The following is a 13,161-nucleotide window of genomic DNA, read 5'->3' as shown; positions in this document are numbered from 1 at the left end:
GCACCCCAGGGGTGCCGCGCCGTCGTGCGTAGGGGAGGGGACGCCCGGTCAGGCGGCCCAGCGCGCGCGGTCGTACTGCTTGGGCCAGTAGTCGATCTCGACGCCCAGCTCGTGCGCGGCGCGGAGCGCGAAGTGCGGGTCGCGGAGCATCTCGCGGCCCAGCATGACGGCGTCCGCGCGGCCCTCGGCGACGACCGCCTCGGCCTGTGCGGGCTCGGTGATGAGCCCGACGGCGTTGAGCGCGACCTTCGCGTGGTCCTTCACGTACTCGGCGAAGGGCACCTGATAGCCGGGGCCGACGGGGATCGTGACGCCCGTCGTGTTGCCGCCCGTGGAGATGTCGAAGAAGTCGGCGCCGTGCTCGGCGGCCCACCCGGCGACGGTCGCGGTCTGCGCCTCGTCCCAGCCCGCGTCGCCCGCCCAGTCGGTGGCGGAGAAGCGCACCAGGAGCGGCACGTCGGGGACCTCGGCGCGCACGGCGTCGATCACCTGGAGCAGCAGGCGCGCCCGGTTCTCGAGGCTCCCGCCGAACTCGTCGTCGCGGTGGTTGCTGAGCGGGGAGAGGAACTGGTGCATGAGGTAGCCGTGCGCCGCGTGGATCTCCAGGACGTCGAAGCCGGCGTCCACCGAGCGGCGTGCGGCCGCGGCGAAGTCGTCGACGACCTTCCGGATGCCGTCGGCGTCGAGCGCGACGGGCGTGCCGTACCCGGGGAACGGGTCCGCCGACGGGGCGACGGTCTCCCAGCCGCCCTCCTCGGCGGGCATGGTGCCCCGACCCGAGAACGAGTAGGTGGAGGCCTTGCGGCCGGCGTGCGCGAGCTGGATCGCGGCGACCGCGCCCATCTCGTGGATGAAGTCGACGATGGGCTTCCATGCGTCGCGCTGCGCGTCGTCCCAGATGCCGGTGTCCTCGGGCGTGATGCGCGCCTCGGGGCTGACGCCCGTGGCCTCCGCCATCACGAGGCCCGCGCCGCCGCGGGCGAAGGATCCCAGGTGCGCGAGGTGCCAGGCGCCCGGCACGCCGTCGCGCGCGTCGATGCTGTACTGGCACATCGGCGCCACCCAGATGCGGTTGCGCGCGATGACGCCGCGGACGGTGATCGGCTCGAAGAGCGGGGACGTGGTCATGGGGATCCTTCCAGGCGGGCGGCCGCGCACCTCCCGGTCGGGACGGAGGCGCGGCGCGCGGGGTCGGGCGGAGGGCGACGTCGGCCTCGTGACGTGAAGGCCTCGCGCGGACGCGGTATTCCCGCGCGCCTATCGTGAGGGGATGAGCGACGCGCAGGACGACCAGGTCCCCGACGGCTGGATCCGGCAGGACGGGGAGCGCACCCGGCGGGCCATCCGCCTCCCGCGCGACGACGACGACAAGTACACGCGCGGCGTGCTCGGCGTGCGCACCGGCTCCGACCGCTACCCGGGGGCCGCGGTGCTGGGCGTCGAGGCCGCGGCGCGCACCGGCGTCGGCATGATCCGCTACCTCGGGCCCGCCGGGGCCTCCGCCTCGGTCCTCGGGCGGCGACCCGAGGTCGTGACGGCCGACGGTCGCGTGCAGGCGTGGCTCGTGGGCTCCGGGATGGACGCCGCGCACCGGGACGACGCGGCGACCGACGCGATCGCCGCCGCCCTCGGGCAGGGCCTGCCGTCGGTCGTCGACGCGGGCGCGCTCGACCTCGTCGGCCGCGCGACCGGTCCGGTGGTCGTCACGCCGCACTTCCGGGAGCTGTCCCGGCTGCTGGACGGCGCGGGCATCGCGGCGTCGGCCGCGGAGATCGCCGCCGACGCGGCGGGCTGGGCGGAGCGGGCGGCACGGGAGCTCGGCGTGTGCGTGCTGCTCAAGGGCGCGACGACGCTCGTCGTCGGGGGATCCGCGCGCATCGCGGTCCGCGCGGGGACGCCGTGGCTCGCGACGGCCGGGTCGGGGGACGTGCTCGGCGGCGTCCTGGGCGCGCTGCTCGCGGGGGCGTCGGAGCGTGTGGCGGGCGCCCGGGATCCGCTCGCGGAGCTCGCGGGCGTGGCCGCCGCGGCGGCGTGGCTGCACGGGCGGGCGGGGGAGCGCGCGTCCGACGGCGGCCCGATCACGGCCCTCGACGTCGCCGAGGCGATGCCGAGGGCCGTGCGGGACGTGCTCGCCGGGGTGCCGGAGCGCTAGGCCGCCGGGGTGACGTCGAGCGAGAACTCGACCGAGCCCTGGTCCTCGACCGTGACGAAGCCGAGGCTCGGGGCCTGGACGCCGAAGTCCTCGAACGTGATGGGGATGGATCCGACGATCTGCCCCGCGTCCTGGGTGAAGGACGCCTGGACCTCCGCCGTCACCGGCTTGGTCACGCCGTGCAGGGTCAGGTCGCCCGCCACCTCGTAGGTCTGCGGCACGCCCGCCTCGACGCCGTTCGCGGCGATCGGCTGCGTGAGCGTGAAGGTGGCCCGCGGGAAGCCCTTCGTGTCCATCGCCTCGTTCTGGAAGTACGCGTCGCGGGGCGGCTGGTCCGTGGCGATGGTGGTGACGTCGACGTCGATGCTGCCCGCCGTCACCTGGGACCCCTCGACCGTCACGGTGCCCGTGACGTCGCTCGTGCGGCCGTTCACGGTGACGGGCGTGCCGTTCAGCACCTCGTTCACGCGGTAGCCCGCGTAGGAGGACGCGCCGACCGTCCAGTCGCCCGACAGGTCGGTGAGCGCCCCCCCCGTGCCCGCCGTGGCCGTGAGCGACGGGGCCGCGTCGGGCGTGCCCGCGAGCTGCTTGTAGAGGGGACCGCCGAACGCCGCGAAGGCGCCCGCGAGCACGACGACGCCGCCCGCCACCCCGATGATGATCTTCGTCTTCTTCTCCATGGCCGTGCTCCTCCAGTGCGATGCGGGACGCCGCGCGGCGGCGGACCCGTATTTTGAAAGTTCAAGTACCCGAGGAGTCTGGCGAGTATGCCGGGCCCGTGCGGGCGACCGTCCACAGGGGCGCCGCCGTCGGTAGCCTGGTCGCACAGCCGGCCGGCGGCCGGGCGCCGCCCAGATCCCCGCCGCCGTCGATCCTCCGGGGGTCCCCATGCTCGTCGCCTTCTCCGTCGCCCCCAGCGGGGGCGACGCGCCCGACGCCTCCGTGCACGACGCCGTGGCCGCGGCGGTCGCCGTGGTCCGCGCGTCCGGCCTCCCGAACCGCACCGACTCCATGTTCACCACGATCGAGGGCACCTGGGACGAGTGCCTCGACGTCGTCCGCCGCGCGACCGACGCCGTGGCGCCCTTCGGCACCCGCGTGTCGCTCGTGCTGAAGGCCGACATCCGCCCGGGCTACGAGGGCGAGCTGACGGGCAAGCTCGACCGCCTCGAGCAGGCGCTGGAGGCCCGCGGCACCGACGCCTGACGCCGGGAGCCCGCCGGGGCGCTCCTGGCCCGCCGGTAGGCTCGTCGGGTGAATCCCCCCTCCTCCGGGCGGGCGACCCTGTCGCCGGCCCGCGTCCGCGTCGCCCTGCTCGCCCTCGCGATGGGCGGGTTCGCCATCGGCACGACCGAGTTCGTGGCGATGGGGCTGCTGCCGCAGCTCGCCGCCGACCTGCTGCCCGAGGTGGCCGCGCGCTCGACGGAGGCCGCGAACGCGCAGGCGGGCACTCTGATCAGCGCGTACGCCCTGGGCGTCGTGGTGGGCGCCCCGACCATCGCCGCCGCGTCCGCCCGGGCGCCGCGCCGGAAGCTCCTCCTCTGGCTGCTGCTGGCGTTCACGCTCGGCACCGTGCTGAGCGCCGTGCTGCCGAGCTTCGGCCTCGTCGTCCTCGCCCGCTTCGTCGCGGGCCTGCCGCACGGCGCGTACTTCGGCATCGCCTCGCTCGTCGCCGCGCAGCTGATGGGGGAGGGCAAGCGCGCCCGCGGCGTCGCGTTCGTCCTCGCCGGGCTGACCATCGCCAACGTGATCGGCGTGCCCATCGTCACGTGGATCGGCCAGAACGCCGGCTGGCGCATCGCCTACCTCGTGGTCGCCGCGATCTTCGCGGCCACCTTCGTCGCCGTGTTCCTCGCGGTGCCGGCGCAGGCGGGGAACCCGGAGGCGACGCTCCGGCGCGAGCTCCGGGCGTTCACCCGGCTCCAGGTCTGGCTGGCCCTCCTCATCGGCGCGATCGGCTTCGGCGGCTTCTTCGCCGTCTACACGTTCGTCGCGCCCATGGTCACCGAGGTGACCGGCCTCCCCGAGTGGTCGGTGCCGCTCGCGCTCGTCGTCGTGGGCCTCGGCATGACCGTCGGCAACCTCGCGGGCGGCTGGTGGGCGGATCGGGATGTGAAGCTCGCCCTGCTGTCGCTCTTCGGCCTGCTCATCGCGTCGCTGGTCGGCCTGGTCCTCACGGCGTCGAGCCCCGTCGGCCTGTTCGCCTTCCTGTTCCTCATCGGCGGGTCGGCGGCGGCGCTGTCGCCCGGGATCCAGATCCGGCTGATGGACGTCGCCCACGACTCGCAGTCGATCGCGGCCGCGCTCAACCACTCCGCGCTGAACACCGGGAACGCCGTCGGCGCGGCGCTCGGCGGTGTCACGGTGGCGGCGGGACTCGGCTACACGTCGCCCGCGCTCGTCGGCGTGGGGCTCAGCATCGCCGGGCTCCTCATCGCGCTGGCCAGCTTCGGGCTCGACCGCCGCCGCCACGGCGCGCGCCGGCCGGTCGACGGCCCGCGGCCCATCACGCAGCCCATCGGCATCGGCGGCTGAGGCGGGCCGACCGGGCTACTCGCCCTGGAGCAGGATGCCGTCCTGGATGGCGCGCTTCCGCAGCGCCACCTTCGTGCCCACGTCGAAGCCCGCGACGCGGTACTTCTCGCGGATCCGCTTGAGGTACGACTTCGCCGTCTCCTCCGAGATGCCGAGGCTGTACGCCACCGACTTCACGGGCTCGCCGCCGCCGTAGAGCGCCATGACCCGGCGCTCCTGCGCGCTGAGCTTGGGCACGCCGCCGACATCCGTGCTGTTGATCGCGAGGTCGAGCTCCGAGGAGATGTACGACTGGCCGTCGGCCGCGAGGCGGATGGCGTCGACGATCATGCTGGCGTCCTCGCTCTTCACGAGGTAGCCGAGGGCGCCGGAGGCGAGGGCCTCGCGCACGACGTTCGGCTCGGAGTAGGTGCTCATGAGCACGGTCTTGACGCCCGTGGTCTTCAGCGTCGAGAGCTTGAGGGAGATCGGCAGGTTGTCCTTGAGGTCGAGGTCGAGGAGCACGACGTCGACCGGGAAGTTCGGGTGCGTCAGGAGCTCCGGCCAGGTGGACACGGCGGCGACCATGTCGATGTCGGACGCGGCGTTGCGGATCCACTCGGTGAGGGCCCCGAGCAGCATCCGGTGGTCGTCCACGATGGCCAGGGTGATCGGTCGGTCTTCAGCTGACACGTGCTCTCCGGTCCTAGTGCGGGCCCTCACCGGTCGGCGGGGTTGTCCACGACGCAGTCGATGGTGATGAGGAGGCTGGCACCCCGGGTGCTCTCCGTGTGCGTGCCGACCTTGTCGACAGCATCCCACGTCGAGGGATCCAGTCGCGTCCGCGGCAGGCCCGTCGTCGTGATCGCGATGGGCACGACGGCGCGACGCAGGGGCACGGGCTGCGCGCCGGGCGGGCGCCCGCGGAGGGGCCCGAGCGCGAGCTGCACCGCGACCCCGGGCACGCCGTTGCGCCGCTCCGTCGACGTGAGGAGGAGCCAGACCGCCGAGAGCAGGCCGTCGCGCTGGCGGCGGTCGAGCAGGCCCGCGAGGGCGCTGGGGTCGCTGAGCGTCACGTCCGGGCCGAGGAACTCCGACTCCGTGATGGCGTGGTGCAGCCAGGTCTCGCGCCGGCCCTCGATGAGGTGCAGCCGCAGCTCGGTCGCGAGCGACGCCGCGCGGGAGGCGGCCAGCGGCGACAGGGGGAGCGGCTCGCGGCCGTTGGCGACGTCGTCGAGCAGCTGCTCCGCCGCGAGGTCGAGGCGGGCGAGCTCCTCGGAGGCCAGCATGCCGACGGCGTAGCGCGGGGCCGACACGGTGCTCTGCACGAGCACGCGGTCGAGCTCCATCTCCGTCACGCGCCGGAAGCCGCGGACCACCGCGACGCCGAAGGCCGCGGGCACGACCGCGCGGGCGATGGCCGAGATCTCGGGCGCGAGGTCGGCGGGCCGCACGGGGTCCCCGAGCAGGAACACCAGGAGCAGGACGACGCCGAGGGCCGCGTCCACGGCGAGCACCTCCCGCGCGGGGCGGTAGGTGACGGTGGTGAGGAGCGCGGCGCCCGCCGCGACGCCGGCGGTCGCGTGCTGCATCACGTCGCCGAGGGGCCACACGGCGACGAGGTCGAGGGCGACGACGACGCCGAGGCCCGCCACGAACACCGCCATCAGCGCACCGGGCATGCGGTCGCGGAGGGCGCGCACCGCGACCACCGCGACGACGAGGAGGGCGACGAGGAGGATCCACGCCGTGGTCGTCAGCCCGGGCGCGGGCAGGCTCCGGTAGTCGACCGCGAAGCGGATGAGGCCGTAGACCATGGCGATGCCGCAGACGACGGCGGATCCCGCGCCGAGGTAGCCGAGGCCGATGGAGGTGGGCTGCGCGGGAGTGCCGGCGGGCAGGCGGATGCGCCGGCTCGTCCGCGGGCGCGCCTCCTCCGCGGGGCGGCTCACTTGGGCACCTCGAGGACGACCGTGGTGCCGGAGCCGGGGGAGGAGAACAGGCGCGCGTTGCCGCCCACGTCGGCCAGCCGTGCCACGACCGACTCCTTGAACCCGAGCTTCGCCTGGTCGACGTGGGCGAGGTCGAAGCCGACGCCGGCGTCGGTGACCATCGCCCGCACGGTCGTGTCGTCGTCGGTGATGGTCACGTGCGCCTCCGTCACGCCCGCGTGCCGCCGGACGTTCTCCAGGCACTCCGCGAGGGAGAGGAGGAACGCGTCGAGGATGTCGCTCGGCAGGAGCACCTGCCCGGTGCCGTGCCAGCTCACCTCGAGCCCCATGCGGCCGAAGCGCTGCTTGACCGACTCCAGCGTGTTGCCGAGCACCGACTGCTCGACGGGCTCCAGCGTGTAGCCGCCGGACGCCTGCGGGGTGGGGTTCGCGCCGAGGCGCAGCTGGCGGAGGAGGCGCGCGTCGTCCGCCGCCTGCTGGCGCATGGCCTGCGGGGTGACGCCGACGCCGGAGTGGGCGAGGAGGGTGAGCGTGGCGAGGACGGTGTCGTGGAGGAGCCGGGCGCCCTGGCGGCGCTGCGCCTCGAGCTCGCTCGCCATGCGCTCGGCGCGGTGGGCGCGGCCGATGTCGGTGATGCGGCGCCCGACGCGGCGCACGGCCACGCTCAGCCAGTAGCCGAGGATCGCGGTGAGCAGCCAGCCGAACACGTGGATCAGGACGACGTAGGGGAAGGCCGGGGTCGCCCAGGACGCGCCGACGGCCACGACGCTCGTGAGCACGAAGGCGGCCACGACGATCCGGAGGCGTCCCGGCCGGATGGACTCCAGCAGCGCGAGCGAGCCGACGGCACCCGCGGAGATGTGCGTGAGGGCCGTGAGCGAGGAGGCGCTCCGCCCGCCGAGCTGCGCGACGACCATGGCGGCGAGCCCGGTGGCGACCGCGACGACCATCCACGGCAGGCGCGGGTCGGTGCCGAGGCGCCACTGGACGACGGCGAGCACGGCCAGCAGCGCGACGCTGGCGGCGGCGACGGGGAGCGGGATCTCGCCCGGCAGCACGATGCACGCGACCGCCACGGCCGTGAAGCTCAGCCCGTAGACCCGGGCCGTGCGCTGCAGCAGGCGCTCGCGCTCGCGCTTCATGCGATCCAAAGGGTCCCCGCTCGGAGTGCGCCGACGCCGGTGGTGTGCGCTCGGTGTGCCTCCGATCCTAGGCGGGTGCCCGGAGCAGCACGCACGTCCGCGGATCCGCCGCTCGGATCATCCACATGTGCTACGACGGCCAGCCGGCCGGGCGCCGGCGCCGGGTCGCGGCGCCGCTACTCCGGGGCGATCCAGCCGTGGCGGATGGCGTGGCGCCGGAGCAGGAGCTTGGTGCCGAGGTCCGTCCCCGCGTGCAGGTACTTCCGTCGCCCGCGCTTGATGTACGACTTGACGGTCTCCTCGGTGGTGCTCATGGCCTCGGCCACGTCGCGGATCGACCGTCCCCCCGCGTACAGGACGAGCGCGCGCTGCTCCTGCTGGCCGAGGCGCGGGTCCTCCTCCGCGTGGAAGTCCTGCATCGCCTGCTGCACGAGCGCGGTCTGCCGGGGCGTGCCGTCGGCCGCGGCGTGGATGCTCGCGATGAGCTCCTCCGACGACTCGGCCTTCGGGACGACGGCGGAGGCCCCCGCGCGCATCGCGCCGTGGATGGTCGACGGGTCGGCGTGCGTGCTCAGGAGGACGGAGGTGAGCCCGGCGCCCGTGAGCGTCCGGATCTTCTGCGCCACGGGCACGTCGTCGCGGAGCGCCAGGTCGAGGACCACCACGTCGAACGCGTCGGGGAAGCGCTCGTCGTGGACGAGCCCGCTCCAGGTGGGGGAGGTCGCCACGACCTCGACGCCGGTCCGCGGGCGGGACAGGCGCGCGCTCAGCCCGTCGAGCAGCAGGACGTGGTCGTCGACGAGGGCCACCCGGACCCGCGGGCCCTGGCCCGTCGCGTGCAGCGGACGTCGGCTCATCGGTGCTCCCCTCGTACGCCGCTGCCCGGGGGCGTCGGCGTGCTCCCAGGGGAAGCATAGGAACGCATGATCCGCCGGGCGACGGCAGGGGCCCAACTCACCCCCGGACTGGGGCGCTGTCAGGCGTCGACGGCGAGCAGGCGCGCGAGCTCGCGGCCCACGGCCTCGCTCTCGATGAGGAAGCCGTCGTGGCCGTAGTCGGAGGAGATGACGACGACCTCGCCGCCGTCGATCGACCCCGGGACGTGCCGGGCGACGAGGCGCTGGTCGGCGACGGGGAAGAGGCGGTCGCTGTCGATGCCCACCACGAGCGTCGCCGCCCGCACCCGCCCGAGCGCCGCCTCCACGCCGCCGCGGTCGCGCCCGACGTCGTGCGAGCTCATCGCGTCGATGAGCCGGATGTAGCTGGTCGCGTCGAAGCGCCGGGTGAACTTGTTGCCGTGGAAGTCGAGGTACGACTCCACGGCGTACCGGCCCTCGTCGCCCATCGGGCTGATGCCGCTCTGCCACGAGCGGGCGAAGCGCTGGTTGAGCTCGTCGGGGCTGCGGTAGTTGAGGAGCGCCATCCGCCGCGCCAGGGCGAGGCCGCGGTGCGGGCCGTCCCCGTCGGCGGCGTCGTGGTAGCCGCCGTCGCGGTACGCCGGGTCCATCCGGATCGCCTCGGCCTGCACGGAGTTGAGCGCGATCTGGTCGGCGCTGGAGATGGCGGGGGCCGCGAGGATCGCGAGCCGCCGCATGCGGTCGGGGTGGCCCACGCCCCACTCGAGCGCCTGCATGCCGCCCATGGATCCGCCCACGACGGCGGCCCACCGCTCGATGCCGAGCGCGTCCGCGAGGGCGACCTGCACGGCGACCTGGTCGCGGATGGTGACGTACGGGAAGCGCGCCGCCCACTCCGCGCCGTCGGGCGCGAGGGACGCGGGGCCCGTCGTGCCCTGGCAGCCGCCCAGCATGTTCGGCGCGACCACGAACCAGCGGTCGGTGTCGATCGCGAGGCCGGGCCCGACGATCCCCGACCACCAGCCGCCCGTGGGCTGCCCGGGGCCGGCCGGCCCGCGGAGGTGGCTGTCGCCGGTGAGGGCGTGCAGGACGAGCACGGCGTTCCGCCCGTCGGCGTCGCGCTCGCCGAAGGTCTCGTAGGCGACGCGCACGGACGGGATCCGCCCGCCCGCCTCGAGGTCGATCCCGCCGACCGACGCGAAGAGGCGGTCGGCGACGGGGTCGCCCTCGCGCCACGCGCCCGACGCGGGCGGGCGGCCGATCAGGGAGCGGATCTGCGCGTCCGTCACGAGGCTCGACGGGACGGTGTCCTCGGGTGTCTGCCAGTCCATCCCGCCCAGTGAAGCACCCGGGACGCGCCGGCGCCCGAGTGTTACGTCCCGGGTGCCGGCGCGGACGCGCGCGCCGTCACGCTCCGTCGGTCAGCGCGCCCTGCAGCGAGGAGTCGATGGCCGCGTCCTTCACGGCGCGCGCGGCGCGGAGGCCGGCCGCGAGGTCCTCGATGATGTCGTCGACGCTCTCGAGGCCGACCGAGAGGCGCACGAGCCCGGGCGTGACGCCCGCCGTGAGCTGCTGCTCGGGCGTCAGCTGCGCGTGCGTCGTCGACGCCGGGTGGATGACGAGGCTCCGCACGTCGCCGATGTTCGCCAGGTGGCTGAAGAGCTGCAGCGAGTCGACCAGCGCGCGCCCGGCATCCACCCCTCCCTTGAGCTCGAAGGACAGGACGGCGCCGACGCCGCGCGGCGCGTAGCGGTTCGCGGCCGCGTACCAGGGGCTCGTCGGCAGGCCCGCGTAGTAGACGTTCGCGATGTCCTCGTGCGCGTCCAGCCACTCGGCGACGGCCTGCGCGTTCTGCACGTGGCGCTCGATGCGGAGGCTCAGCGTCTCGATCCCCTGGATGAGCTGCCACGCGCTCGCCGGGGCGATGGACGCGCCGAGGTCGCGGAGCAGCTGCACCCGCGCCTTGATGACGTAGGCGATCCCGTCGCCGAGCGCCTCGGTGTAGGTCACCCCGTGGTAGGACGCGTCGGGCGTCGTGAGGCCCGGGAAGCGCTCGGCGTGCTCCGACCACGGGAAGCGCCCGCCGTCGACGACCAGGCCGCCGATCACCGTGCCGTGCCCGCCGAGGAACTTGGTGGCCGAGTGCACCACGATGTCCGCGCCGTGCTCGAAGGGGCGGATGAGGTACGGCGTCGCGATCGTGTTGTCGACGATGAGCGGGACGCCCGCCGCGTGCGCCCGGTCCGCGACGGCGCGGATGTCGAGGATGTTGATGCGCGGGTTGCCGATGGTCTCCGCGAAGAAGAGCTTGGTGTTGGGACGGACGGCCCGGGCCCACGCCTCGGGGTCGTCCTGGTCCTCCACGAACGTCGTCTCGATGCCGAGCTTCGCGAGCGTGTACTTGAAGAGGTTGTAGGTGCCGCCGTAGATCGACGAGCTCGAGACGATGTGGTCGCCGGCCTGCGCGATGTTGAGCACGGCGAACGTGGAGGCCGATTGGCCCGACGCCACGAGGAGCGCCGCCGTCCCGCCCTCGAGCGCCGCCACCCGCTCCTCGACGACGGCCTGCGTCGGGTTCTGGATCCGCGTGTAGATGTTGCCGAACTCGGCCAGCGCGAACAGGTCCTGCGCGTGCGCGGAGTCCTTGAAGACGTAGGAGGTGGTCTGGTAGATCGGCGTGGCGCGCGCGTTCGTGACGGGATCCGGCGCCGCTCCCGCGTGGATCTGCTGCGTCTCGAAGCGCCAGCCCGCAGCCCGGTCCTCGTCGTGGTCGCTCATCGTCGTGCCTTCCCTCGTGCGTCGGTGCCGCCCGTGCGGGCGCACCTCGACAGTAGGAACCCGGTCGTCGAGCGGTCAACGCGGCCCGTCGCGGGACGTAACCCGATGCGCCGCGGGTTCCCTACGCTGGGGTCATGTCCAGCAGCAAGAGGGTCGTCGTCACGGGTGCGAGCTCGGGGATCGGCGCCGCCACCGTCCGCCTGTTCCGGAGCCGGGGGTGGGACGTCGTGGGCGTCGCCCGGCGCGAGGACCGCCTCCGGGCGCTCGCCGAGGAGACGGGCGCGACGTACGCGGTCGCCGACCTCACGGTGCAGGCCGACGTCGACGCGCTCCGCGACCACCTCCGGGAGACGGGCGACGTGCACGCGCTCGTCAACAACGCCGGGGGAGCGGTCGGTACGGACACGGTCGAGGGCGGATCCGCGGAGGACTGGGCCTGGATGTACGAGATCAACGTGCTCGCGGTGCAGCGCGTGACGAGCGCGCTCCTCCCGCTGCTGCGCGCCGGCGTGCCGGAGGGCGGCAGCGCCGACGTCGTGACCGTGACCTCGATCGCCGCGCACGTGCCCTACGAGGGCGGTGGCGGCTACAACGCCGCGAAGGCGGCCGCCCACGCGATGCTCGGCGTGCTGCGCCTCGAGCTCGCGGGGGAGCCGATCCGGGTGATCGAGATCGCGCCGGGCCAGGTGCGCACGGACGAGTTCTCGCTCGTGCGCTTCGGCGGGGACCGGGCCAAGGCCGACGCGGTGTACGAGGGCGTGCCGGGCCCGCTGTCGGCCGAGGACGTCGCGGAGGCGATCGTGCACGCGGTCGAGCTGCCGCCGCACGTGAACGTCGACCTGCTGACCCTGAAGCCCGTCGCGCAGGCGGCGCCCCACAAGCTGACGCGGAAGCCGCTCGCCGTGCGCGAGGAGCTCACCGACCGCGGCTGATCCGCCGTCGGGGAGCCGCGCTCCGGATCCGGCCTACGCGGCGGCGGACGACCCGGCCGGGACCTCCGGGAGGGGACCGGTGAGGAAGCCCTGGACGACCGGCCCGTGGAGCGCTACGACCGTCTCCCGCGACATGCTCGCGATGGGCTCGCTGCGCCAGATGTACCGGGTGATGGCGATGCCGCCGAGCGCCGCCCCCACGAGCGAGTTGCGGACGTCCACCTCCTCGGGCGGGGTGTACTCGGGCAGCGCGCCCATCCAGTGCTGCGGCGCCGCCTCGACCAGGCGCTTGTACGCGCCGCTGTCGTGGTCGCTGCTCACGGTGACCCAGCGCATGATCGTGGAGCCCACCGGGTGCTCCCACGTGTGCAGCGCCGCGTCCACCAGGGCCGCGCCGCGCTCCTCGACGGGCAGCTCGCGCAGCCGGAGGTAGGGGGCGACGAGGTCCTCCGAGGGGCGGAGCGCCTCCTCGAGCAGGGCCTCGAGGGAGCCGAAGTAGTAGCGGACGAGGCTCGGATCGACGCCGGCCGCGGCGGCGATGCGGCGGGCGCTCACGCGGTCGGCGCCGGACTCGATGAAGAGCATGCGCGCCGCCTCGATGATGCTGGCGCGCGCGTCGCCCGAGGTGCGGGGCCCGCGGCGGCGGGGGGAGGCGTCGTCCCCGCCGCGGTCGGATGCATCGAGCTCGTTCGCCAGTGCGGCCATGGGGCGTGCCTCTCGTGTCATGAGCGACCACCGTAGTGCGGGCCCGACGGCCGGATGCCCCGGACGGGGGAATTGTGAACAACCCGTCGGCCGCCATGTAGTTTCGACGAGGCATGTCCGTGCCGCTCC

13 protein-coding genes are annotated in these 13,161 nt (G+C 74.3%); 4 read left to right on the top strand and 9 right to left on the bottom strand.

Annotated elements, in window-relative coordinates; translation table 11 throughout:
• Window positions 1-48 precede the first annotated feature (48 nt).
• The gene (locus QFZ62_RS03905; RefSeq protein ID WP_307501932.1) at window positions 49-1,128 is read right to left on the bottom strand and encodes an NADH:flavin oxidoreductase/NADH oxidase; all 1,080 of its coding nucleotides are present in this window, start codon (window positions 1,126-1,128) and stop codon (window positions 49-51) included.
• Between the two features lie 142 nt (window positions 1,129-1,270).
• Between QFZ62_RS03905 and QFZ62_RS03900 the strand changes: the two genes are divergently transcribed.
• The gene (locus tag QFZ62_RS03900; RefSeq protein WP_307501929.1) at window positions 1,271-2,152 is read left to right on the top strand and encodes an ADP/ATP-dependent (S)-NAD(P)H-hydrate dehydratase; all 882 of its coding nucleotides are present in this window, start codon (window positions 1,271-1,273) and stop codon (window positions 2,150-2,152) included.
• Here QFZ62_RS03900 and QFZ62_RS03895 read toward each other — a convergent pair.
• The gene (locus QFZ62_RS03895) at window positions 2,149-2,832 is read right to left on the bottom strand and encodes a YceI family protein (protein ID WP_307501927.1); all 684 of its coding nucleotides are present in this window, start codon (window positions 2,830-2,832) and stop codon (window positions 2,149-2,151) included. The two genes, QFZ62_RS03900 and QFZ62_RS03895, sit on opposite strands and share 4 nt — an antisense overlap.
• Before the next feature lie 208 nt (window positions 2,833-3,040).
• On the opposite strand from QFZ62_RS03895, the gene QFZ62_RS03890 reads away from it, so the two are divergent.
• Window positions 3,041-3,358 carry a thiamine-binding protein gene (locus QFZ62_RS03890; RefSeq protein ID WP_307501925.1) on the top strand — a complete coding sequence of 106 codons (318 nt, stop codon included), beginning with the start codon at window positions 3,041-3,043 and terminating at the stop codon, window positions 3,356-3,358.
• A 48-nt stretch (window positions 3,359-3,406) separates the two neighbouring features.
• Window positions 3,407-4,687 (top strand): MFS transporter, encoded by a 1,281-nt coding sequence (locus tag QFZ62_RS03885; RefSeq protein ID WP_307501922.1) that lies wholly within the window; start codon window positions 3,407-3,409, stop codon window positions 4,685-4,687.
• A gap of 15 nt (window positions 4,688-4,702) precedes the next feature.
• Here the strand turns inward: QFZ62_RS03885 and QFZ62_RS03880 are convergent, their stop codons facing one another.
• The 6 genes from QFZ62_RS03880 to QFZ62_RS03855 form a co-directional block, all read right to left on the bottom strand.
• Complete coding sequence (locus QFZ62_RS03880) at window positions 4,703-5,359, bottom strand: response regulator transcription factor (protein WP_307501919.1); 657 nt, start codon at window positions 5,357-5,359, stop codon at window positions 4,703-4,705.
• Between the two features lie 26 nt (window positions 5,360-5,385).
• A complete protein-coding gene (locus tag QFZ62_RS03875; RefSeq protein ID WP_307501916.1) occupies window positions 5,386-6,618 on the bottom strand; it encodes a hypothetical protein in 1,233 nt (410 codons plus the stop codon).
• A complete protein-coding gene (locus QFZ62_RS03870) occupies window positions 6,615-7,769 on the bottom strand; it encodes a sensor histidine kinase (RefSeq protein ID WP_307501914.1) in 1,155 nt (384 codons plus the stop codon). Before QFZ62_RS03870 ends, QFZ62_RS03875 begins: the two co-directional genes overlap by 4 nt.
• A gap of 167 nt (window positions 7,770-7,936) precedes the next feature.
• Complete coding sequence (locus QFZ62_RS03865) at window positions 7,937-8,617, bottom strand: response regulator (protein ID WP_307501911.1); 681 nt, start codon at window positions 8,615-8,617, stop codon at window positions 7,937-7,939.
• A gap of 119 nt (window positions 8,618-8,736) precedes the next feature.
• Entirely contained in the window at window positions 8,737-9,948 is a 1,212-nt protein-coding gene (locus QFZ62_RS03860) for a homoserine O-acetyltransferase (protein ID WP_307501908.1), read from the bottom strand.
• A gap of 76 nt (window positions 9,949-10,024) precedes the next feature.
• A complete protein-coding gene (locus QFZ62_RS03855) occupies window positions 10,025-11,395 on the bottom strand; it encodes a bifunctional o-acetylhomoserine/o-acetylserine sulfhydrylase (protein ID WP_307501905.1) in 1,371 nt (456 codons plus the stop codon).
• Between the two features lie 134 nt (window positions 11,396-11,529).
• Here QFZ62_RS03855 and QFZ62_RS03850 point away from each other — a divergent pair, with 134 nt between their 5' ends.
• Entirely contained in the window at window positions 11,530-12,327 is a 798-nt protein-coding gene (locus tag QFZ62_RS03850) for an SDR family NAD(P)-dependent oxidoreductase (protein ID WP_307501902.1), read from the top strand.
• 33 nt (window positions 12,328-12,360) lie between these two features.
• Here QFZ62_RS03850 and QFZ62_RS03845 read toward each other — a convergent pair whose 3' ends face one another.
• Window positions 12,361-13,032, bottom strand: coding sequence for a TetR/AcrR family transcriptional regulator (locus QFZ62_RS03845; protein ID WP_307501899.1), 672 nt, complete (start codon window positions 13,030-13,032; stop codon window positions 12,361-12,363).
• Window positions 13,033-13,161 lie beyond the last annotated feature (129 nt).

The sequence above is a fragment of the Clavibacter sp. B3I6 genome, from assembly GCF_030816895.1.
Taxonomy (GTDB): Bacteria; Actinomycetota; Actinomycetes; order Actinomycetales; family Microbacteriaceae; genus Clavibacter.
Note: the sequence above shows the minus strand (reverse complement) of the source record. Positions and strands in the feature narration are given on the sequence as shown.

Excerpts from the sequence above, each read along its gene's own strand:
- QFZ62_RS03905 (WP_307501932.1), bottom strand. The coding sequence starts at position 1,128 with ATGACCACGTCCCCGCTCTTCGAGCCGATCACCGTCCGCGGCGTCATC.
- QFZ62_RS03900 (WP_307501929.1), top strand. The coding sequence starts at position 1,271 with ATGAGCGACGCGCAGGACGACCAGGTCCCCGACGGCTGGATCCGGCAG.
- QFZ62_RS03895 (WP_307501927.1), bottom strand. The coding sequence starts at position 2,832 with ATGGAGAAGAAGACGAAGATCATCATCGGGGTGGCGGGCGGCGTCGTC.
- QFZ62_RS03890 (WP_307501925.1), top strand. The coding sequence starts at position 3,041 with ATGCTCGTCGCCTTCTCCGTCGCCCCCAGCGGGGGCGACGCGCCCGAC.
- QFZ62_RS03865 (WP_307501911.1), bottom strand. The coding sequence starts at position 8,617 with ATGAGCCGACGTCCGCTGCACGCGACGGGCCAGGGCCCGCGGGTCCGG.
- QFZ62_RS03860 (WP_307501908.1), bottom strand. The coding sequence starts at position 9,948 with ATGGACTGGCAGACACCCGAGGACACCGTCCCGTCGAGCCTCGTGACG.
- QFZ62_RS03855 (WP_307501905.1), bottom strand. The coding sequence starts at position 11,395 with ATGAGCGACCACGACGAGGACCGGGCTGCGGGCTGGCGCTTCGAGACG.
- QFZ62_RS03850 (WP_307501902.1), top strand. The coding sequence starts at position 11,530 with ATGTCCAGCAGCAAGAGGGTCGTCGTCACGGGTGCGAGCTCGGGGATC.
- QFZ62_RS03845 (WP_307501899.1), bottom strand. The coding sequence starts at position 13,032 with ATGGCCGCACTGGCGAACGAGCTCGATGCATCCGACCGCGGCGGGGAC.